Here is a 20,312-nt window from a genome sequence, read left to right as displayed (position 1 = left end):
TGGTCGAGATTGAGCGGAGCGCTGCCATCGCTGCATGGCCGCCTCTTGTCGCCCGCTGCCTATGGCCTGTCGGCCAACAACGCCAGAGGCGCGGTCGCGTCGGCTGCGGGCCGTGAAGCGCTCCGAACTTGATTTGAACTTGCCGATTAAGGGGATAGCCTGTCGTGGAGGATCGTAGTTTAGAGTGGTCTGACGTGCTGCAGAGTGGTTGCGGGGGCAGGCAACCACCGATACCGACATTCGCTACAAGTGCCTGTCTAAAAACGATATATCTCAATTTCCTGCCACTCTTCGGCTTCGATCAGGACTATCCGAAATTTCGTGATAGCCTTCGAGAACCTTTCGCTGAACAAGACGGGCGTGCGCGCCTTCACGGCGGCATTTTCCACTCCTTTTTCGGATCACTTCAAGGTCAGAAAGGGCAGCTTCATCGCGGCCTATCATTCGGGAAGTGGCTCCTTGCCCGTCCATGCCTCCTCTCATCTCTGCTTATTTTGTCGAGATTATAGCGCAGACGAGTGATGAACCAATTGCCGCAAGAGGAGTATTATCGCACAGTTCGTAGCCGTACATTTTACAGCATTGTGACGTTGTCCATTCACGTCGACAAAAGGATTTGCATCCGCAAATTGGATGCGCGGAGCGGTCGCACGACATCATCTGTTTATGGCTGTGACGCGTAAGGACTTCAGTGATTTGCGTGAGAGTACACCTTCGCCGACACAGCAGCAGTTGCAGCGCGGCAGACGCCGTCAATCGACGTCTGCCCGCCTCCGATGGTGTGTCACCCGAGGTCGCGCGCGGCTCCGCGCCGGAAGACCGTCGGGAACCAATCTTCGCGCAGCTTTTCCCCAGCCGACATGCCGTGGCCGGGATAGGGGGGCGAGGTGCGCCCGGGCCGCTCGACATAGCGGACATCGTCTCCCACCAGCCGCAGGGAGAATGCCCTCCGGCGTGTCGCCGCTTCATTGCCGCGGGCACCGTGGAGCGTCATGTAGTTGAAAGCGACGGCATCGCCCGGCTCCATTTCCCATTCGCGAATGTCCATGCTCTCCGCATCGGGATCGGGCACGGGGATATAGGCATCGCTATCGGCGTAGAAATTTTCTTCCGAGAGCCAGCGCGTCGGCAATACTGGCTTGGCCCAGCGATGCGAGCCGGCGACGCAGCGCAGCGACGCTTCACGCACCGGATCCAGCGGCGACCAGAAGCTGACAGTCTGCCTTCCTTCGACGAAGTAGTAGGGGCCGTCCTGATGCCAGGGCGTCGGTTTGGACGTGCCCGGCTCCTTGACCAAGACGTGATCATGGAACAGTTGAACCGAATTCGCGCCCATCAGGTCGGCCGCGACCTCGCCAGCCGGCGAATGCCGGATTACCGCCTCGAATTCGGGGATGCGATTCCAATTGCAATAATCGTCAAAGAAGCGACCGGCGTCGCCGGGCTTGAGATTTTCAGCGGCATACTGGCTGGGCTCGGCCATGTTGCGGGCCACGCCAGCCTGCAGCGCCTCGACGTGATCCTTGAACAGCCCGCGTACCAGCACTACGCCGTCGCGCTGATAGGCCTCGACCTGTTCCGGTGCGATGAGCGGATGTGTCATTGTTTTCCTCCCGGCTTGACAGATCGAGCAAACACGCAATTATTTATAGTTTCAAATAATGAGTATCTAAATTACTCTTAGCTTCATGCTATATCTCACGCTTCGCCAGTTCGAGTATGTTTCGGCTGTGGCCCGTTCCGGCAGTCTCTCGGGTGCGGCCTCGCGGCTCAACGTATCGCAGCCCTCGCTTTCGGTCGCCATCACGCAGGTCGAACGGCGCCTGGCACGCAAGCTTTTCATCCGGCGCCGAGGCGCTCCGGTCGAGTTGACCGATTTCGGCCGGGATTATCTCGCCCAGGTCGAGGAGGTCATCTCTCTCGCCCGGCAATTGGATAACCCTGCGCACAGCCAACATGCGGCTGCCGGCCGCCTGACACTGGGGCTGTTCGAAGATCTGGCGCCACTACATATCGGCCGGCTTCTCAATGCCCTGCGCAGCAAATTGCCGGGCGCGGAGATCCGCTATCGCATCGCCGATTTCGAGACGCTCGCCCGCGACATGTTGCAGTCGCGCCTCGACATGGCCGTGACGTTCGACCTCGGTCTCGACGCAAGCTTCCTGCGCCGACCGCTCGCGTCCGTCCAGCCCCATGCTTTGATGCGCATCGACGACCCCCTGGCCGGCTTACAGGAAGTTAGCCTCCGGGACCTCGGCCAACGCGCGCTGATCCTCTTCGAAGAAGGTCTGTCGGTGCGGCACGTCCTGGGCCTCTTCCGGCGGATCGGTGCGGAGCCGGCCGTTCGCCACAGGGTGCAGGCACTTGAAGTCATGCGCAGCCTGGCCGCCCATGGCGAGGGGATCGGCATCACCTATGCGGGATCGAAAAACAGCTGTGCCTATGACGGGACTCCCCTGGCCAGTGTCCCGATTGCAGAGGACTTCGCCCGGGAGCCGGTCATCCTCGCCTGCCCGCTCGATGGTGCGAAGAGCGCGATCCGGAACCCCGCCTCGCAAGTCATTGTGGAAACGTTCAGCCACGGATGAGCCGGTCATTCCGTAACGCCCCTAGTAGCACTGCGGCACCGGACTTAATCTATAAATCGATATTCATGCCACAAGTTTCTATTATTACGTTATTTTTCCGGATCGGCATCCCTTCCCTATACGAGGTGTTAGCTTTGCACTTCGAACCGTTCGGGCAGGATCTTTCCCGGGTTCATGATGTTCTTCGGATCGATCGCCGCCTTGATGGCCGCCATCACATCCAGCGCCGGGCCCATCTCGCGTTCCATGTAGGAACGTTTGCCCTGCCCTACGCCATGTTCGCCCGTGCAGGTTCCTTCCATGGAAAGAGCCAGCTCGTTCAGCCAGCCGATATAGGATTTGGCGGCGGCCCGCTCTGCCGGATTCTCCGGATCCAGCACGATCAGATTGTGGAAATTGCCGTCGCCGACATGCCCCGCAATCGGGGCGAGCAGCCCCAGTGACTGGGCCTTCTCGGTCGCCGCGCCGATGCATTCGGCCAATCGCGATATCGGCACGCACACATCGGTGCTGATGCCCTTGGCGCCGGGCCGCAGGCCCAGGACTGCCCAGAACAGGTCGTGGCGCGCCTTCCACAGCAGCGTCCGTTCTTGCGCGTCGGTCGTCCAGTCCAGCGCGGTAGCGCCGTGCTCGTGCGCAATTTCGCCGAAACGCACCGACAATTCGGCGACCATGTCCGGCGTGCCGTGGAATTCAGCCAGCAGCAGCGGTGTCTCCGGCAGGCTCAGCTGCGAATAGACGTTGACCGCCTTGACTGTGGTTGCGTCCAACAGCTCGATCCGCGCAAAGGGCAGGCCGAATTGGAGGCCGCTGATGACGGCATTGCTGGCATCTTCGACGGTTGGGAAGGAGCAGCGAGCCGCCGACACCGCCTCCGGAATACCCCGCAACCGAACTGTCAACTCGGTGATGATGCCGAGCGTGCCTTCGGAACCAACCAGCAGCCTGGTGAGATCGTAGCCCGCCGCACTCTTGCGCGCCCTGTGGCCGGTGCGGATCACCCGGCCGTCCGGCATCACGGCCTCAAGCGACAAGACCGCGTCCTTCATTGTGCCATAGAGCACCGCGGTCGTGCCCGAAGCTCGGGTGGCGGCCATGCCGCCGAGCGTTGCATCGGCGCCTGGATCGAGAGGAAAGAACAGGCCGGTATCGCGCAGATATTCGTTCAGGCGGCTGCGTGTCACGCCCGGCTGGACCACGCAGTCCATGTCTTCCGCATTGACTGCAAGAATGCGGTTCATCCGCGTCAGGTCGACGGAAATTCCGCCCCTTGGCGCATTGAGCTGGCCTTCGAGCGAACTGCCCGCGCCGAAGGGGATAACCGGCACGCCGGCCTCGCCGCACAGACCGATGATATCTGCGACCTCCGCGGTGCTCTCGGCAAAGACCACGCCATCCGGCGGCTGGTTCTCGATCCAGGTGGTCGTGGAGCCGTGCTGAGCGCAAATGGCCGCTCCGGTCTGGAAACGATCCGCGAACCGCTCGCGCAGGGTTTGGGCGAACGCCTTGGGAAAGGTGCTTTCTCTCGACATGACACTCCGCTGATTTTGTAGTCCGCAACCCACGGGATGGTTCCGGAATGGACGAATACACCCACAGCCTCGGGCGTGGGGAGCATATTCTGTCACGGTCACGACGGTCGATAGGGCGGCCCGCCATAGCCGCAGCGGTGGATAGCATCAGGCAGGTCAGCGCTTCGCAGCGAACTATTCCCGGCGGCCTGCCGTTGTCCCTACCGATCGTCTCTCTTCCCCTTGCCCCCTCACCTCGACAGCCACGCGGCCGCCGCCGTCAGCAGGGCCTGGGTGGCGGCCGCCGTGGCTGTCGTGACGCGCACTCCCTCACCTCGAAAACAGCGCACCGAAATCCCGGCCGCGGACAGGTGAAGGGTCAGCGCTTCCGCTTCCGCGCCGACCGCCAGCCACACAAAATTGGCCTGCGAGCGCGCGACCTCGAAACCAAGGGCTGAAAGTCCCTTATACATGCGCCATCGCTGCTCGAGGCTGGCAGCTATTCGCGCCGCAACCACATCCTCCTCGCCAAGAGAGGCGAGCGCCGCCGCCTGCGCGGTAGCCGGCAGCGGGAATGGCGGCGCAACCGCGTTAACCGCGGCAACGATGCTTCGATCCGCCAGGCAATAGCCGACCCGCATGCCGGCAAGCCCCCAGGCTTTGGAAAATGTGCGCAACACGGCAAGGTTCTGATGTCGGGCCAGGCGGCGCGCGGGCGAGGCTGCAACGATATCCGCCTCGTCGGCATAATCGGCATAGGCCTCGTCGAGGATGATGAGCGTTTGGGCAGGTATGGCATCCAACAGAGCCTCCAACTCGGCCGGTGCCAGCACAGTGCCGGTTGGATTGTTGGGGTTACAGATGATCACCACCCGTGCCTCGGACCTGCAGGCCTGGAGGAGCGCTGCCGCGTTCAGCCGATGATTGCCATCAAGTGGCACCTCTACGAGGCGAGCGCCCGCACCACCGACAATGATCGGATAAGCCTCGTAGGAGCGCCAGGGCGTGATCACGCTGTCGCCAGGATCGCAATAGGCGCGGATGAGTTGGTCCAGCATGGTGACGGAGCCTGCCGACACCGCGACCATGTCGGCAGGCAAGCCATGTCGGCTTGCCAAAGCCTCCGCCAGCGTCTCGCCACGCAGGTCCGGATAGCGGTGCGCACCCGCCATGGCCCTTGTCACGGCGGCCTGGACGGCGGCGCTCGGTGGATCCGGCGCTTCGTTGGAGCCGAGCCGGTGCGCGAACGCGATGCCCGACCCGGCTCGGCCGCGCCCATAGCCGGGCAATTCCGTCAGCCGCGCGCTGGGCTTGGGCGCGCCAGCTCCCTGATCGCCGATTGCAAACATTGGCCCCAACATGTCGGCATCCAAGTTATATATAGTTGTATATGCAACTTGAATATCTTTCACATGTCGAGCCTCTGTCAAGGCAAACGAAGCCTCTTTGACGAAGTCGCGGAAGACCGAGCTCGTCAAGAAACCCAGCGGCCCCGTCGCGTCAGCGACCGACCGGCATTCGCCCTGCAAGGCTGAAGCGAGGACCCGGGTGCAGGAAGCGCGCGCTGGTGGCAATCATGCCGCGCGACCAGGTGCGGCGGCGCAGCAGGAGCAGCGGCTCGCCCTGCTTCATTTCGAGCAGCTTGCAGCTGAATTCATCGGCCAGGACGGCCTGAATGACATGTTCGACCTCCTCCAGGGGGGCCACGGCCATCAGGTGAACGTAAGGCGTTATTTTTGTGAAATCCTGCTCCAGATAATCCGGAGAAAACTGCGGGTTCACGTATCTGTCTTCAATTTGCAGTGGCCTTCCATTTTCCCTGTGGACCAGCAGAGAGTGAAATATCGTAGAACCGGGCACGACATTGAGCTCGGTAGCGAGATTGAGATCGCTATTGACCTCCTCCATCTTGACGACGTCTGTCGTATGTCGGTTCCCGCGCGCTTCGATCTCGGAATGTATGTTGCGCAATTCCAGGAAGGTGGATTGGCTTTGGCGGGCGGCGACAAAGGTACCGGCCCCCTGCCGTCGCACCAATACGCTCTCCGCGGCAAGGTCACGCATGGCCATATGAATGGTCATGCGCGAGGCGCCCAACTGTTCCGAAAGACGCGATTCGGACGGGACCTGATAGCCTTCCTGCCATTCGCCAGAATTGATTTTCGCCAGAATATGGTTGCGGACCTGCTGCCCCAGCGAGACCCCGATCTCGCCGTTGCCGCGGACCATATCCTTCAAGGCGCCATCTCTTTTCCTGTTCATATCGCCATGTGCCAATGCGTCTGAATCAAACACGTCTACATGTTAATATAAGCTGCCTGTGGCAGCGGTCGAGAACCAGCGATTTCCCCGAAGGTGCTTTCGACAGCCAGCTATTTCCAATAGTGTATATAGTTATATAAAAAAACGCATTGCTTGCCAGTCCCGATACGCTACCGCCCTGGAAAGGGCGTGACGGTCGAACCTCAACCGTCTCTTCGGTTTGCGCCATGGACGCGCGACAATCCACCTCGCAGGCGATCGTGGCGCGAAGGCGTCCTCTGCGGGTGTCCGAGAAAGAGAGCCTTGATTCTGCCCGCAAAAGCCTCTCCTCTATGGTCATATCGGCCGATATGTGCATCATGGGTAGGGTCAGAGCACCAGTTCGAACCTATCACCCCCCCGACGAAGCCCCCGAGCCCCCGAGCCCCCAGGGCGGATCGTGCTTGACAAAAACGGCTTCGTTAAGTTGTATAAGCTAGTATATACATCTAGCCGTCAGGGCCATCCAGAACCAAAAATCTGCGAGCTTCGAGACCACGTCAATGTGGCCCTCGCGATAAACAGGGGACTCAACGCATGGGCAATGAACGTCGTCGTCACGCTCAGTTCGCCTCGGCGACCGCAGCCGCATTGTTCCTGGCCGGAGCAATATTCGCGGGTGCGGCTCATGCCGACACTGCCATTTCAACCAAAGCGGATCCCAAAATCCAGGCCATGCTGCCGGCCAAACTGAAGGAAGCGGGCAAGATAAGGGTCGCCAGCAACGTCGAATATCCGCCGTTCGAATATTTCGACACCGACAACACCACCATCATCGGCCTCGACAAGGACCTTGCCGAAGCGATCGGGCAGAAGCTCGGTGTCAAGCTCGAGTTCCAGCATATGAGTTTCGACGCCATCATCCCGGCGCTGGCCGCCAGCCGCTACGACATGGCGATGTCGGCGATGACCGACACCGAGGAGCGACGCAGGAAGGTCGATTTTGTCGACTATTTTACCTCGGGTGGCGGCTTCCTGGTCAAGCAGGGCAACCCCAAGAAGATCCATAGCCTGGCCGACATCTGCGGCATCTCCGTCGCCATTGACAAGGGCACCACGGAAATCGACGATGCGAACAAGGCTTCGGACGACTGCGTGAAGGCCGGCAAGCCTGAAGTCAGCGCCAAGATCCTGCCCGGCACCAGCCAGATCGTCCTGGCCTTGCAGGCAGGCCGGGCCGACGTGGCCATGATCGACACCTCCGCCGGCGCCTACATTGCACAGCAGCACAAAGGCACCTTCGAGGTGCCGGGCACTTCCTATGCACCGCGTCACTACGGATTGGTGCTGCCCAAGGGCTCTGACGAACTGGCCAAGGCCCTCCAGGCCTCCGTGCAGGCTTTGATCGACGAAGGCACCTACGGCAAGATCCTGGCCAAGTGGGGCCAAGAGGTCGGTGCCATCGACAAGGCGTCGATCAACGACGGCCAATAAGGGATGGAGATCGCCACCCGGCAGCCGCAACTTCGGGAGCCAGCCATGTCGGTCAACGAGACCCGTTCGAAGGGAGCGAATGTCGATCCTACGATCGACCTGGTCATCAAGCCGGCCAGTCATCCCTGGCGCTGGGTGGCCATCGCCTTCGTTGCCCTTCTGGCGGCGATGTTGATGCATACGCTCTTCACCAACCCCCGGTTCGAATGGGCCGTAGTGGGCGAATATTTCACCTCTCAGACGATTTTGCTGGGCGTGCGGCGCACTCTCGAGCTGACGGTCATAGCCATGGTGATGGGCGTAACGTTGGGCGTGATGCTGGCCGTCATGCGCCTGTCGCCAAACCCCATCCTGTCGGGTGCATCATGGCTGTTCGTGTGGTTCTTCCGCGGAGCGCCGCTGCTGGTGCAACTGCTGGTCTGGTACAATCTGTCGGCCCTGTTTCCGCACATCTCGCTGGGCATCCCGTTCATCGGCCCAGACTTCGTCGAGCTGGATGCCAATATACTGATCACGCCCTATGTGGCGGCAATCCTCGGACTCGGCCTGAACGAAGCCGCCTACAGCGCGGAGATCATCCGCGCGGGCATCATTTCCATTGATCACGGCCAGACGGAAGCGGCCCAGTCCATCGGCATGTCGCGCGGGCGGCTGCTGCGGCGCGTGGTGCTGCCGCAGGCGATGCGCGTCATCATCCCACCGCTTGGCAATGACACCATCAACATGCTGAAGATGTCGGCCCTGGTCAGCATCATCGCCGTGCCCGAACTGCTCTTCGCCGCCCAAACGATCTATACGCGCACGTTCGAAACCATTCCGCTGCTGCTGGTGGCGGTCATCTGGTACCTGATCATCGTCTCGGTGATGAGCGGCATCCAGTATTACATCGAGCGCCACTATGCCCGCGGCAGCAGCCGCAACCTCCCCCCAACGCCTCTGCAAAGCATCGGTGCGTTCTTCGGGCTGTCGCGCAGCAGCCCGCTCGATCCTGGCGAGAAAGGGAGCGCGTCATGACCTTTCAACCAAAACCGCCGGCCCGGATCATGGTGCAGGCGACGGGCGTGCGCAAATCCTTCGGCGCCCTGGAGGTTCTCAAGGGGATCGACCTGTCCGTCTCGAACGGCCAGGTGATGTGCCTGCTCGGCCAGTCCGGTTCCGGTAAGAGCACCTTCCTGCGTTGCATCAACCATCTTGAGCGTATCGACAAGGGCCGTATCCGGGTGGATGGCGAGCTGATCGGCTACAAGGAGCACAAAGGCTACCTCCAGGAAATGCACGAGCATGAGATAGCGCGCCAGCGCATTCATATCGGCATGGTGTTCCAGCACTTCAATCTGTTCCCGCACATGACGGTTCTCCAGAACATCATGGAGGGACCGGTCGGGGTGAAACGGGAGCCGCGCGAGGAAGTGAGAGAACGCGCCCACGCCATCCTGAAGCGCGTCGGACTAGCTGAGAAGGTGAACGCCTATCCCCGCCAGTTGTCCGGCGGGCAGCAGCAGCGTGTCGCTATCGCACGCGCCCTCGCCATGCAGCCCAAACTTATCCTCTTCGACGAACCGACCAGCGCCCTGGACCCTGAACTGGTCTCCGATGTGCTGGACGTGATGCGCGATCTTGCCCAAAGCGGTATGACGATGATTGTGGTGACCCATGAGATCGCCTTCGCCCGCGAAGTGGCTGATCACATCGTCTTCATGGCAGGCGGCGAGATCATCGAGGAAGGAAAGCCGGCGAATGTACTGGGCAACCCTTCCCATCCACAGACACAAACCTTCCTCGCCAAGGTGCTTGTGTAGGGACGAGCAGAACAGGCGGTTCTGTCGCAGCGGCGATATGAAATCATGACAAGCCTGGATGCCCAGACTCAAAGTGCGCATGAACCCTCAACTTCTCAGAAATTCGAACGTGATTTCCGTGAGAAGGGACTCGGCGCATTGGGGCCTCTAGAGCGTCGGATCTGAAACTGGAATCGGCGATTCCCTTGGAGGGCAATTTGTGATTCACCGTTATTGGAGGTGGATCATGGGCAGGAGCTATTCTCAGGATCTTCGCGATCGGATTGTCAGCTTTGTTGAGAGCGGCCATTCGCGCCGAGCTGCGGCTCGTCATTTTGAAGTGAGCGAGAGCTTCGCTGTGAAGCTGCTGCAGCGTGTGGTTGCCTATGGATCAGGGGCACCCGCGCGTCAGGGGCGTCCTCCTGGTGGAGGTAAACTGGCTGGAGTTGCCGGTTTCCTGATCGGTGTTGTGGAAGCAAGACCCGACATCACCATGCCGGAACTGGCCGCACGGCTCGGAGAAGTCCACAATTTGCGGGCTGCTCCTGCTGTGCTGTCGCGCTTTTTGTGCGAGCTACGAATTTGAAATAGCTCGCCCCCAGAACCGGGTTTCGGTCGGGAGTTGTGGCTGATGCAAGCGGCCGGACTCATTCTGTTCGAGGATGTCGCCTGTCCGGTATCGCGATGGTTCACATGATGCGCAAAACACAGGCAAGATACGCCTACAATCCCACCCCTTTGATTTCCGAGCAGTTCGAAATCCTCGCCTCGTGACCGCAGGCGCGAATGACTCCGGCGTTGCTATCCTGAGTTTGCGACAGAAGCGTCGCCTTTGCCGCGGCAGGCTTCGACCTTGGCGGGCGCAAGAGGCTTTCCCTTGCGGATCTGGCCGCGTTGCCGCTTGTCATCCGCGAGCGCGGCTCCAAGACACGCAAGCGCCTGGAGGATGGGGCGGCTGATGCCGGCATAAAGCTAAAATATGCAATCGAGGCAGAGGGGCGGGAAGCGGTTCGCGAGATCGTGGCCTCGGGCGCCGGCCTCGGCTTTGTCTCTCAAGCCGAGTTCGGCAATGATAGCCGGCTTACGAGGATCCCGATCTCCGGCCCTCCGATGCTGATGGAAGAAGCGCTGGTCTGCCTGAGCGAGCGAAGCGAGGCAAAGGCCATTCGAGCTTTTTGGGGCATTGCGCGTGAGTTTGCGCACGTCGCATCAGCCGTCACGACGAAGTAAGTCTCACGCTTTCATTGTGTGTCGCGATAGTTGGTGAAGTACGGCGCCGAGAGACTGGAGCCTCGCCGCGGTCTGGAACGCCGGCGAGACCTTCAACGCGAATTTCAATTCTGGTCGCCAGCGCGGCGTTGGTCCCATGCCGTCGACCATCGGCTCGGATCGCCACCGCGGCAGCATGGTCGACGCCTTCCGGTCAATCGCCCAGGATGGCGTGAACGAATCGTCTCTTGGTCTTGAGCGTTCCTCTGTGAAGTTCAGGCCGGGTGCTGCAATTGGCTGAGCCCGCCGTCGACGACGAGGCACGCCGCGTTCATGAACGGGCACTCGTCGGAAATCATGAACACTGCGGCAAGTGCTATCTCGCGTGCCGAGGCGATGCGGCCGCTGGGATGGAGCGCCATCGTATTGGCACGCGCTGAGGCGGGATCGGGAAAACCATTCCAGTAGTCGATGGCCTTCTGTGTTTCGACATAGCCCGGGGCCAGTGCATTCACGCGAACGCCCTGCGCCGCATATTCGAGCGCCAGCGATTTCGTCAGTCCAAGCAGAGCGTGCTTGGCGACAGGATAGGGGAAGGTGTGCGGAATGATGGTGAAGCCATGGGTCGACGCGATGTTAAGGATTGCCCCGCCGCCGCTTGCGATCATCCCCGGCAATACCGCCTTGCTGCAGTTCCAAGCTCCCTTGACGTTGACATCAAAGTTAAGTGCCCATTGCTCCTCGCTCGCATCGAGCGGCGTGGAGAATACATTGACCCCGGCATTGTTGATCAGTGCATTGACCGAGCCGATCTGTTCATCCGCCTGTTTGACGGCAGCGGCGATCGCACTTTCGTCGCGAATATCAGCCGACACATGTCCAACCTGGCCCTGCGGGGCCGAGAGACTGGCGACGGCCGCGTTCAATAGTCCGCTGTCCCGGTCGACCAGGAACAGCTTTGCTCCCTCGGCGAGACATGCCTGGGCGATTGCCAGCCCGATACCCTGGGCGCTACCGGTCACAAGGATATGTTTGCCGGCCAAGCGCTCAGCCATGGGCTTCACTCCAATCGAAGACGGTCATTGCAAATCCCGCACGGAGACTGTCGCCGGGAGATAGCAACGCCAATCCCATCGGCTCGGTCTCGAAATGCTTCAGCGCATTGGGGCTGTGGCTCATCGGCTCCAGGCAGAAGAAGTCGCGCTTGCCGTTGGGCGCAAAGAGCATGTAGCGATCGAGCATGCTATCGGCGGCAATATCGACGCCGAGTTGACGCTCGGGCCATACGATGCGTGCGCTGCCATTCCAACCTTCGAAGCAATTGTTCAGCCAGCGATCGGGCAGTCGGCGTGCAGTAGAGAAATCGGCGTCGCTGACAAGGGCGCCTCTGGAGCCGGGTAGATGCGCATCTCGTTCCGTCCACCATGCGGTGGCCGGTGCAAGAAGGGTTGTCTGCGGTGTCAGCGGAAAGAAGGGATGAAAGCCGATGCCGAACGGCAGGTCGATCCTGCCTGTATTAGTTACCGACAGCTGCAGTTCAAATCGTGCGTCGGCGACGCGAAACCACTGCCGAGCCTGATAGGCATAGGGCGAGCCGAGGATTTCCGGCTTGCTGAACGCAAGTTCCACGCTATCGGCCCGGTGCTCCCTGACGTCCCATCTGGCCTGCCAGCCGTCGCCATGAATGTAGAGCGGATCATTCGTATTGCGGGCGAACGTGAAGGTTCGGCCGCGGTAGGAGAATGCATTGCCTTCGACGCGGTTTGCAATTGGCACCAGCGGAAAACAGGCAGAATCTTTTACGTCGAATGCGACCGCGCTTCGGCAGGGACGCAGGAACGGTACGCCCTCGACGGTATACGCGTCGACGACGGCGCCTCCGCAGGGGCTGATCCGAATTCGCAATCGCTTGCTGTCAAGGGGGATCCAAGCGGACATGCCTTTTTCCGACTCAGCGCCGCCCCAGGGCTGACGAGCGCAAATTGTCGAGCAACACGGCCAGGAGCAGGATCACGCCACGCACGATATACTGGTAGAAGGCCGGTATGTTGAGAAGATTCATCGCATTCTCGGCGATGCCCATGATGAGGACCCCGACGATCACGCCGGATATGGTGGCGCGGCCGCCAGCAAGCGAGACGCCACCGAGCACACAGGCCGAGATGACGGACAGTTCAAGCCCTACCGCGGAATTGGGTTGACCGGAGGTGATCCGCGAGGCCAACAGGATGCCCGCAATGGCGCAGATGCCCCCCTGTAACGCGAAGATCCAGATCCGCGTCATGTCGACATTGACCCCGGCCAGCCGCGATGCTTCGGGGTTGCCGCCGATGGCCAGCGTATTCTTGCCGAAAACGGTGCGGTTCAGCACGAAACCGAAGATGCAGAACAGGATGGCGAGCACCCAGATTGGTGTGGGGATGCCGACGAATTTCGAGAGCGCCAACTGGTAGAAATCCGGACTGTTGATGCCGACGGCGCGCCCGTCGGAAGCAATCAGGGCAAGGCCACGCACGATCTGCATCGTGGCCAGTGTCGTGATGAGCGCATTGATGTGGAATTTCGCAATGACGAAACCGTTGACGAAGCCCACGAAGGTACCGCAGGCGATTGCCGCTACAAGGCCGAGCAGGATCGACCCGGTCGCGTTCGATGCCATGACTGCCACCATGCCGGCAAAGGCGACGATCGAACCGACCGACAGGTCGAAGTCGCGTGCCGCCAGGCAGAACATCATGGTGCAGGCGACGATGCCGACCGTGACGACCGATTGCAGCAGGCCAAGCATGTTCCTGTCGGTGAGGAAGTTCGGCACGAATACCGATACGAGTGCGAAGGCGACGATGAAGATGACGACGAGACCCTGTTCGCCGAGCAGAATCTTATTCAACCGATCGGTCATGCAATATTGTCCTCAGGATGCGATCGCGTCAGGGGTTTTCTTGTCGGGAAGAGCGGCCGCCAGGATCATCCGCTCTGCAAAATTGCTGCGCGTGAGTTCGGCGCTGATGCGCCCGCCGCACATCACAAGGATGCGGTCGCAGATGCCCATCACTTCCGGCAGTTCCGACGACACCACGACGATCGCCATACCGCTTTCGGCAAGCTGGTAGAGCAATTCGTAAATCTCTGACTTCGCGCCCACATCGATGCCGCGCGTCGGTTCGTCGACGATCAGGACCTGGATTCCTTGCTCGGATAGCCAACGGCCCAGGATGACCTTTTGCTGATTGCCGCCTGAGAGGTTGACGATGTCCTGCTTGCGTGAGGGCGTACGCACCTTGAGTTTCTTGATGAACGTTTCGGCGGTTGCCGCTTCGCTCGCACGATCGAGCACCCCGAGGCGGCTGCGATGGCGGCGCGAGGAGATGTTGATGTTCTCTTCGATCGAGCGGCCCTGGATGATGCCATCATGCTTGCGGTCTTCCGAACACAACACGATGCCGGCCCGGATCACGCCGCGTGGATCGCTGGCATGGACCACCTTGCCGTTCACGGTGACCGTGCCGGTCGAGCGCGGGTCGGCTCCGAACACCAGTCGCATCAATTCCGAGCGCCCGGCCCCGACCAGGCCAAAGAAGCCGAGAATTTCACCGGCCTTGACCTGGAAGCTGGCCGGTGTCCTGAACCCGCTGCCGGAAAGGGCTTCGACCTTCAGGCGGGTGTCGCCCATTGCGCGCGGGCGAAAGCCCCAGATATCAGCGATCTCTCGGCCGACCATTTCGGCGACGATCTGGTCGCGCGTGACGTCTTTGAGCGAGGCATGGTGTGCCGCAAGCTTGCCATCGCGTAATACGGTCAGGCTGTCACAGAGCCGGAATACTTCGTCGAGCCGGTGCGACACATAGAGGATGACCTTGCCTTCACGGCGCAGGCGCTCGATCAAGGCAAACAGAATCTCGCTTTCGCGCGAGGAGAGTGACGAGGTTGGCTCATCCAGAGCGATGACCCGCGCATCGATCATGATCGCCTTGGCGATTTCGACCATCTGTCGTTCGCCGATCGACAATGACTTCACCTTGCGACGCACATCGATGTCGATGCCCGCCGCTCTCAGCTTCGCACCGACATCTTCGAACATCGTGCGGCCTGCGATGATGCCGGCGCGGGCAGGAAAACGGCCAAGACAGAGGTTTTCAGCCACCGTGAGTTCCGGAACGAGCTGCAGCTCCTGGTGAATGACGATGACACCATTGTCGAAGGCATCCCTGGTCGAGGCATAGGCCTGAACCCTGTCTTCGATGCGTATCTCGCCCTCGTCCGCATGCTGATCGCCGGAAAGAACCCTGATCAGGGTGGATTTTCCCGCGCCGTTCTCCCCCATCAACCCATGCACCGCGCCCTTGTCGACGCCGAAGGAGACGCCGGAAAGCGCGCGGACGCCGGGATAAGTCTTGGTGATGTGCGAGAATTGGAGAAAGGACACGGGCCAAGCCTCCTTGCCACTAAGGATTCGCCTATCAATAAGCGCTCAAACTGGCTCGACCTTTGTCATTGCCGGGGTTGACCCGGCAATCCACCCCCTTCAGGCATCGAAGACGGTGCCGCTGGATGCCCGGGTCAAGCCCGAGCATGACAAAAGTGGCGCTTCAGTTATTTCCAGACAATGCCTAACAACAGGCGGCACATTCATTCGCCGCCTGCCAATGCCTCGGTGCGGCTTACTCGATGCCGAGATCCTTGCGGACCTGCACGTAGGTGTCGCGTTTGGCAACGGCCCCCGATGTCAAGATCAGCTTCACCGGTTCCTTGTCGTTCTTGACCCACTCGTACATGTTGAGTGCCGTCTCGTAGCCGTGACGCTTCGGTGAGATGATCACCGAGCCGACGAATCCGGTCGCCGCAGGCTTCTTGAATTCGTTGATGGCCGAGTCCGCGCCGCCGATGCCGACAGCGATCACATTACCGGCCGGAATGCCCACGCTTTCCGACGCGCGCACTGCGCCCAGCGCCGCTTCGTCGTTCAGGCCGAACGCAACCCACTTCTTGATATCGGCATGGCTGTTCAGCACCGTGGTAGCAGCGTTCAGCGCAGCTTCGGTATCCGTCTTGGCTTGGGGCGCATCAAAGATGTTCGCGGCCTTGAAGCCGTTCGCCTTGAGGACCGAAATCGTTCCTTCGACACGGTCCACCGCAGTCGGCAACTGGTCATAGGAGACGCGGATCGCGCCAACTTCTTCGGGTTTCCATCCGCGTGCCTTCATCTCATCGACGATGGTCTGGCCGACGGCCTCGCCGATCTTGGTCGCCGAAATGCCCATATGTGGCACGGACTCGATTGGCTTGCCGTCGGCGCCCACCAGGCGGTCGTCTACGGTCATCAGCTTGAGATTGTTGGCTGCCGCCTTGGCGACGATGCCAGGGCCGAGCTTGACGTCGGGCGTGCAGACGATGAAGCCCTGGACGCCCTGGGCGCCGAGATTGTCGATTGCCGACATCAACTTCTCACCGTCCTCCGCGCCGATCTTGACGAGGGTGAAGCCCTTTTCCTTGGCGGCCTGATCGGCGAACTTCCACTCGTCCTGGAACCATGGCTCTTCCGGTTGCTTGACGATGAAGCCGATCTTGCTGTCCTGGGCATGGGCCGAGGCGATCGTCGTGACTGACAGCATGGCAAGCGCGCCCGCGACGAGCGCGGTCTTCAAAAGTCGCATCATTCCCTCCCCGCAATTGGCCGGGCGTTCAGCCCAAGCGCTCGTGTCTCTATTTGTTTTCATCATACCTGTCAATTGATCTGGTATGATAATTAAGATACATGCACTGATCAGTGGTCGCTGGTGCAAATCATCTGCATCCGTCAAGGTCGGGCCGGTCATACGCAAACAAGGAGGATGCGCCTTGGAGGAGAGGCTGGGGTGATTGAAGTGCCGAAGAGAGCGCAGAACGAAGGTGCCACGCGCCGCCCGCGCGTCATGCCGGATGTGACAAAGGCGATTGCCTCTGACATCTTTTCCGGGCGCTACCCCGCAGGATCATCCTTGCCGACCGAAAATGATCTCGGCGTTGAATACGGCGTGAGCCGTACCGTCATCCGTGAGGCCCTGAAAGTCCTGGCGGCCAAGGGGCTGGTGTTGTCGCGGCCCCGCATCGGCACCATCGTGTGCAACGAGGATGACTGGAACATCATCGACCCGCAGGTGCTTGCCTGGCATGCGCCGCATGCGCTGGACGACAAGCTTTTCGATGCAATCCTGGAGACGCGGCGCGCCATCGAGCCCCTGGTCGCCGAACTGGCCGCCACACGCGCAACGTTGCAGGAGGTTGCCGACCTCGAGGCGGCTTGGCGGGGGATGGCTAGTGCCGGTGAGGATCTCGTTGCGTTCTCGCGTTCCGACATTGCCTTCCACCAGATCGTCTACAGCGCCAGCCACAATCCAATCTTTCGGCAGATCGGCAGCTTGATCGATACGGCGCTCAAATTCTCGCTGGAGGCCACGGCGGTGATTTCTCTGGATCGGCGTACCGAGGCCGTGGCCGCACACCACGACGTCGTGGAGGCATTGCGCATGCGCGACGCCGAAGCGGCGCGCAGGGCGGCGAACAGAATTCTCGACCTGGCGGCACGCGACCTCGTCAGCGCCAAGAGACTCAAAAAAGACTGAGACAGGGCACCGTCCATGAAGATCACCTCGCTCACGACCTATGTCGTTCCGCCGCGCTGGCTGTTTCTAAAGATCGAGACCGATGCCGACGTTGTCGGCTGGGGCGAGCCGGTCGTCGAAGGCAGAGCACTGACTGTTGAGGCGGCGGTCAAAGAACTTGCAGACTACCTGGTCGGCAAGGATCCCCGCCTGATCGAGGACCACTGGACGGTGATGCATCGCGGCGGCTTCTACCGCGGCGGAGCGATCATGATGAGCGCCATCGCCGGTATCGATCAGGCACTGTGGGACATCAAGGGCAAAGCTCTCGGCGTGCCCGTGCATGAACTGCTCGGCGGCAAGCTGCGCGATAGGATCAAGGTCTATTCCTGGATAGGCGGCGACAGGCCGGCCGAGGTGGCGGCGGGCGCAAAGGACGTCGTGGCTCGCGGCTTCTCCGCGCTGAAGATGAATGGCACCGAGGAACTGCAGATCGTCGATGGTCATGACAAGATCGACGCCGCGGTCGAACGCGTCGCCATGGTGCGCGAGGCTGTCGGACCCGACATCGGTATCGCCGTGGATTTCCACGGTCGCGTGCATCGGCCGATGGCGCGCATTCTCGTCAAGGAGCTCGAACCCTATAGGTTGATGTTCATCGAGGAGCCGGTGCTCAGCGAAAACCGCGAGGCGCTCAGAGAGATCGCGGCGCTTGGTTCGATGCCAATCGCGCTGGGCGAACGTCTCTACAGCCGCTGGGACTTCAAATCCGTATTCGAGGAAGGCGTCGTCGACATCATCCAGCCGGATCTCTCTCATGCCGGCGGTATCACCGAATGCCGCAAGATCGCGGCGATGGCCGAAGCCTATGACGTCGCTGTTGCGCCGCATTGCCCGCTTGGCCCAATCGCCCTTGCCGCATGTCTGCAACTCGATGCGGTGAGCTACAATTGCTTCATCCAGGAGCAGAGCCTGGGCATCCACTACAACGCCGCCAACGACTTGCTCGACTACGCCGCCAACAAGGATGTCTTCCGCTACGAGGACGGCTATGTCGCCATTCCGGATGGTCCGGGCTTGGGCGTGGAGATCGACGAGGCCTATGTGAAGGAGCGCGCCAAGGAAGGGCATCGCTGGCGCAATCCGGTTTGGCGCCACAAGGACGGCTCGTTCGCCGAATGGTAAGCGCCTCCTGCAAAGATCGTTGGCGAACCGTCACGGTCTATTGAAATTCCGCTCATAAGTATCTGCGATCAGATCGCTGGCCGCCTTGCTCGCGGTTTCCGCGTCGCGCGTCTCGATGGCCACGGCTATCGCCTCGTGCAAGGCGAGCGCGTGGCGCATTCCTCCGAACTTCTGGAACGTCTTTGGCACGCTGATCGTCAGGGCGGCGCGGATGACCGACGCGACGGGCAGAAGGAAACGATTATGCGCCGCCTGGATGATTCCCAGATGGAAGGCGATGTCGGCGTCCATCGCCAGGCGCGGATTCTTGTGATCTTCCGCCATCGTGGTCAGCGCGATGCGGATCTGGGCGAGATCGTCTGCCGTTGCCCGTTGCGCCGCCAGTCCCGCGGCCAGCGGTTCAATGGCCGATCGGATCTCGAACAATTCCTGCGCCAACGCGTGCTCATCCTGGCCGCCATGCCAGGACATCACCATCGGGTCGAGAGTGTTCCAGAATTCGGCAGAACGGATCGTCGTTCCGATGCGTTGCTTGGCTTCCGTGAACCCCTTGCTGGACAATAGGGTCAGAGCCTCGCGTAGCGTTGTGCGGCTAACTTGCAATTGATCGAGAAGGTCACTTTCCTTGGGGAGCTTGTCTCCGGGGCGCAATTCGCCCTGAATGATGCGCCGCCCCAGACGTGCGGCGATCTGAGCCGGCAGCCCGCGTTCAGTGGCCGAAAACGGTTCCATGGCCTTGCTCTTTGCTGGTTCGTGCATGTCCGTCATGTCGCCAGCACCTTTCGCCTACGGGGTAAGAAATAACGCCCTAGCGCCTATTCCGGCAATTCGTTCAGCTGAGCCCGGAAGCGTTTCACCATGACAAGGCCGATCTCGGTGGGCCGCAAGGCCGGGGCGCGGTCATGGACGGGAATGCCCGCGCGAGCGCCGAACAGACGCTTGCCATAGCAGATCAGATTCTCGATTCCCTGCATGACGAAAACCGCCGCCGGTAGCATTTTTTCGTAGTGCATCGTCGCGCCGGCTTCGTCGCCGATGTGAAAAGCCCTATAAGCGCGCACCGCGTAGTCAATGCAGTCCGGCGCCAGGATCATGCCCTTGCAGCCGACACGCAGATTATCGATGAGTTCCAGGCCGCCGCGTCCGTTGAACACCGGCACGCGACCTTCGGTGCGTTCGATCAGGTTGGCGATGTCGACGACAGGCCCTTCGCCCTTGATCAGCCGGATGTTCGGGTGCTGCGAGACCAGATCTCGGATCTCGTCGGCGCTCAGCCCGCGCCCGAAGAAGGCTGGTGCATTCTGGATCGCCAACGGCAGGTCTGTCTTGTCCGCGACCCGGCCAAAAAAGCGGATATATTCCGCTGCGCCATACGATCCGCCCGCAGGGGGCTGCAGGATGACCCAGTCCGCGCCGACGCTTTCGGCATGGCGCACCTGCGCAATCTGCTCCGCGACCGACGAGCCGGAAATGGTGAAAGCGAGAGGTACGTGACCTGCCGTATCCTCTGCCGTCCAGTCCATCAACGTGCGCCGTTCGACTTCGCTCAGCTTCGAGACCTCCGTTGCCAGGCCGAGAGCGGCCATGCCGTGGACCCCGGATGCCAGGCAGATCTGGACTTGTTTGCGCATCGCCTGTCGGTCGAGTTTTTCTTGGCTGTCGAAGAGCGCGTAGAGAATGGCGTGGATGCCATGAAAATTGTCAGAAGCGAATTCAGTCATGAGC

At 60.9% G+C, this 20,312-nt stretch carries 18 protein-coding genes and 1 pseudogene; 8 read left to right on the top strand and 11 right to left on the bottom strand.

Features of this window, described 5'->3' with window-relative positions; genetic code table 11:
* Window positions 1-784: 784 nt before the first annotated feature.
* A complete protein-coding gene (locus ACZYTC_RS30445) occupies window positions 785-1,603 on the bottom strand; it encodes a phytanoyl-CoA dioxygenase family protein (RefSeq protein WP_488991325.1) in 819 nt (272 codons plus the stop codon).
* Between the two features lie 85 nt (window positions 1,604-1,688).
* Between ACZYTC_RS30445 and ACZYTC_RS30440 the strand changes: the two genes are divergently transcribed.
* Window positions 1,689-2,588 carry a LysR family transcriptional regulator gene (locus ACZYTC_RS30440; protein WP_488991324.1) on the top strand — a complete coding sequence of 300 codons (900 nt, stop codon included), beginning with the start codon at window positions 1,689-1,691 and terminating at the stop codon, window positions 2,586-2,588.
* 128 nt (window positions 2,589-2,716) lie between these two features.
* Here the strand turns inward: ACZYTC_RS30440 and ACZYTC_RS30435 are convergent, their stop codons facing one another.
* The 3 genes from ACZYTC_RS30435 to hutC form a co-directional block, all read right to left on the bottom strand.
* A complete protein-coding gene (locus ACZYTC_RS30435; RefSeq protein ID WP_488991397.1) occupies window positions 2,717-4,120 on the bottom strand; it encodes an FAD-binding oxidoreductase in 1,404 nt (467 codons plus the stop codon).
* 230 nt (window positions 4,121-4,350) lie between these two features.
* Entirely contained in the window at window positions 4,351-5,460 is a 1,110-nt protein-coding gene (locus ACZYTC_RS30430) for an aminotransferase class I/II-fold pyridoxal phosphate-dependent enzyme (RefSeq protein ID WP_488991323.1), read from the bottom strand.
* 139 nt (window positions 5,461-5,599) lie between these two features.
* Entirely contained in the window at window positions 5,600-6,328 is a 729-nt protein-coding gene (gene hutC, locus ACZYTC_RS30425) for a histidine utilization transcriptional repressor HutC (RefSeq protein ID WP_488991396.1), read from the bottom strand.
* 609 nt (window positions 6,329-6,937) lie between these two features.
* Between hutC and ACZYTC_RS30420 the strand changes: the two genes are divergently transcribed.
* From ACZYTC_RS30420 to ACZYTC_RS30400, 5 genes and pseudogenes are all read left to right on the top strand, one after another.
* Window positions 6,938-7,834: an ABC transporter substrate-binding protein gene (locus tag ACZYTC_RS30420; protein ID WP_488991322.1), complete on the top strand. Its 897-nt coding sequence runs from the start codon at window positions 6,938-6,940 to the stop codon at window positions 7,832-7,834.
* A 3-nt stretch (window positions 7,835-7,837) separates the two neighbouring features.
* Window positions 7,838-8,848: an amino acid ABC transporter permease gene (locus tag ACZYTC_RS30415; protein ID WP_488991321.1), complete on the top strand. Its 1,011-nt coding sequence runs from the start codon at window positions 7,838-7,840 to the stop codon at window positions 8,846-8,848.
* Window positions 8,845-9,633, top strand: a complete 789-nt coding sequence (locus tag ACZYTC_RS30410) for an amino acid ABC transporter ATP-binding protein (RefSeq protein ID WP_488991320.1) — start codon at window positions 8,845-8,847, stop codon at window positions 9,631-9,633. The genes ACZYTC_RS30415 and ACZYTC_RS30410 overlap by 4 nt, the downstream gene beginning before the upstream one ends.
* A gap of 226 nt (window positions 9,634-9,859) precedes the next feature.
* On the top strand, window positions 9,860-10,198 hold the full coding sequence (locus ACZYTC_RS30405; protein WP_488991319.1) for an IS630 transposase-related protein: 339 nt from the start codon (window positions 9,860-9,862) through the stop codon (window positions 10,196-10,198).
* 239 nt (window positions 10,199-10,437) lie between these two features.
* Window positions 10,438-10,842 (top strand): annotated as a pseudogene (locus tag ACZYTC_RS30400) (LysR family transcriptional regulator substrate-binding protein); the annotation flags it as partial.
* 254 nt (window positions 10,843-11,096) lie between these two features.
* On the opposite strand, the gene ACZYTC_RS30395 reads toward ACZYTC_RS30400, so the two are convergent.
* From ACZYTC_RS30395 to ACZYTC_RS30375, 5 genes are all read right to left on the bottom strand, one after another.
* On the bottom strand, window positions 11,097-11,876 hold the full coding sequence (locus ACZYTC_RS30395; RefSeq protein WP_488991318.1) for an SDR family oxidoreductase: 780 nt from the start codon (window positions 11,874-11,876) through the stop codon (window positions 11,097-11,099).
* Complete coding sequence (locus ACZYTC_RS30390) at window positions 11,869-12,759, bottom strand: aldose 1-epimerase (RefSeq protein WP_488991317.1); 891 nt, start codon at window positions 12,757-12,759, stop codon at window positions 11,869-11,871. Before ACZYTC_RS30390 ends, ACZYTC_RS30395 begins: the two co-directional genes overlap by 8 nt.
* Window positions 12,760-12,772: 13 nt before the next feature.
* The gene (gene araH, locus ACZYTC_RS30385; protein WP_434961291.1) at window positions 12,773-13,723 is read right to left on the bottom strand and encodes an L-arabinose ABC transporter permease AraH; all 951 of its coding nucleotides are present in this window, start codon (window positions 13,721-13,723) and stop codon (window positions 12,773-12,775) included.
* Window positions 13,724-13,735: 12 nt separating this feature from the next.
* Complete coding sequence (gene araG, locus ACZYTC_RS30380) at window positions 13,736-15,247, bottom strand: L-arabinose ABC transporter ATP-binding protein AraG (RefSeq protein ID WP_488991316.1); 1,512 nt, start codon at window positions 15,245-15,247, stop codon at window positions 13,736-13,738.
* 235 nt (window positions 15,248-15,482) lie between these two features.
* Window positions 15,483-16,475 carry an arabinose ABC transporter substrate-binding protein gene (locus tag ACZYTC_RS30375; RefSeq protein WP_488991395.1) on the bottom strand — a complete coding sequence of 331 codons (993 nt, stop codon included), beginning with the start codon at window positions 16,473-16,475 and terminating at the stop codon, window positions 15,483-15,485.
* 177 nt (window positions 16,476-16,652) lie between these two features.
* Here ACZYTC_RS30375 and ACZYTC_RS30370 point away from each other — a divergent pair, with 177 nt between their 5' ends.
* Window positions 16,653-17,423 carry a FadR/GntR family transcriptional regulator gene (locus ACZYTC_RS30370; RefSeq protein WP_488991394.1) on the top strand — a complete coding sequence of 257 codons (771 nt, stop codon included), beginning with the start codon at window positions 16,653-16,655 and terminating at the stop codon, window positions 17,421-17,423.
* A gap of 15 nt (window positions 17,424-17,438) precedes the next feature.
* Window positions 17,439-18,587 carry a galactonate dehydratase gene (gene dgoD / locus ACZYTC_RS30365; RefSeq protein WP_434961293.1) on the top strand — a complete coding sequence of 383 codons (1,149 nt, stop codon included), beginning with the start codon at window positions 17,439-17,441 and terminating at the stop codon, window positions 18,585-18,587.
* Window positions 18,588-18,617: 30 nt separating this feature from the next.
* On the opposite strand, the gene ACZYTC_RS30360 is transcribed toward dgoD, so the two are convergent.
* Together ACZYTC_RS30360 and ACZYTC_RS30355 are read right to left on the bottom strand one after the other, a co-directional pair.
* A complete protein-coding gene (locus ACZYTC_RS30360) occupies window positions 18,618-19,355 on the bottom strand; it encodes a FadR/GntR family transcriptional regulator (RefSeq protein WP_488991315.1) in 738 nt (245 codons plus the stop codon).
* Between the two features lie 47 nt (window positions 19,356-19,402).
* Complete coding sequence (locus ACZYTC_RS30355) at window positions 19,403-20,308, bottom strand: dihydrodipicolinate synthase family protein (RefSeq protein WP_488991314.1); 906 nt, start codon at window positions 20,306-20,308, stop codon at window positions 19,403-19,405.
* Window positions 20,309-20,312 lie beyond the last annotated feature (4 nt).

The organism is Labrys sp. F242, assembly GCF_057813875.1.
This window is presented reverse-complemented; position numbering and strand designations above follow the sequence as displayed.

Excerpts from the sequence above, each read along its gene's own strand:
- ACZYTC_RS30445 (WP_488991325.1), bottom strand. The coding sequence starts at position 1,603 with ATGACACATCCGCTCATCGCACCGGAACAGGTCGAGGCCTATCAGCGC.
- ACZYTC_RS30440 (WP_488991324.1), top strand. The coding sequence starts at position 1,689 with ATGCTATATCTCACGCTTCGCCAGTTCGAGTATGTTTCGGCTGTGGCC.
- ACZYTC_RS30435 (WP_488991397.1), bottom strand. The coding sequence starts at position 4,120 with ATGTCGAGAGAAAGCACCTTTCCCAAGGCGTTCGCCCAAACCCTGCGC.
- ACZYTC_RS30430 (WP_488991323.1), bottom strand. The coding sequence starts at position 5,460 with ATGTTGGGGCCAATGTTTGCAATCGGCGATCAGGGAGCTGGCGCGCCC.
- hutC (WP_488991396.1), bottom strand. The coding sequence starts at position 6,328 with ATGGTCCGCGGCAACGGCGAGATCGGGGTCTCGCTGGGGCAGCAGGTC.
- ACZYTC_RS30420 (WP_488991322.1), top strand. The coding sequence starts at position 6,938 with ATGGGCAATGAACGTCGTCGTCACGCTCAGTTCGCCTCGGCGACCGCA.
- ACZYTC_RS30415 (WP_488991321.1), top strand. The coding sequence starts at position 7,838 with ATGGAGATCGCCACCCGGCAGCCGCAACTTCGGGAGCCAGCCATGTCG.
- ACZYTC_RS30410 (WP_488991320.1), top strand. The coding sequence starts at position 8,845 with ATGACCTTTCAACCAAAACCGCCGGCCCGGATCATGGTGCAGGCGACG.
- ACZYTC_RS30405 (WP_488991319.1), top strand. The coding sequence starts at position 9,860 with ATGGGCAGGAGCTATTCTCAGGATCTTCGCGATCGGATTGTCAGCTTT.
- ACZYTC_RS30395 (WP_488991318.1), bottom strand. The coding sequence starts at position 11,876 with ATGGCTGAGCGCTTGGCCGGCAAACATATCCTTGTGACCGGTAGCGCC.
- ACZYTC_RS30390 (WP_488991317.1), bottom strand. The coding sequence starts at position 12,759 with ATGTCCGCTTGGATCCCCCTTGACAGCAAGCGATTGCGAATTCGGATC.
- araH (WP_434961291.1), bottom strand. The coding sequence starts at position 13,723 with ATGACCGATCGGTTGAATAAGATTCTGCTCGGCGAACAGGGTCTCGTC.
- ACZYTC_RS30375 (WP_488991395.1), bottom strand. The coding sequence starts at position 16,475 with ATGCGACTTTTGAAGACCGCGCTCGTCGCGGGCGCGCTTGCCATGCTG.
- ACZYTC_RS30370 (WP_488991394.1), top strand. The coding sequence starts at position 16,653 with ATGCGCCTTGGAGGAGAGGCTGGGGTGATTGAAGTGCCGAAGAGAGCG.
- dgoD (WP_434961293.1), top strand. The coding sequence starts at position 17,439 with ATGAAGATCACCTCGCTCACGACCTATGTCGTTCCGCCGCGCTGGCTG.
- ACZYTC_RS30360 (WP_488991315.1), bottom strand. The coding sequence starts at position 19,355 with ATGACGGACATGCACGAACCAGCAAAGAGCAAGGCCATGGAACCGTTT.
- ACZYTC_RS30355 (WP_488991314.1), bottom strand. The coding sequence starts at position 20,308 with ATGACTGAATTCGCTTCTGACAATTTTCATGGCATCCACGCCATTCTC.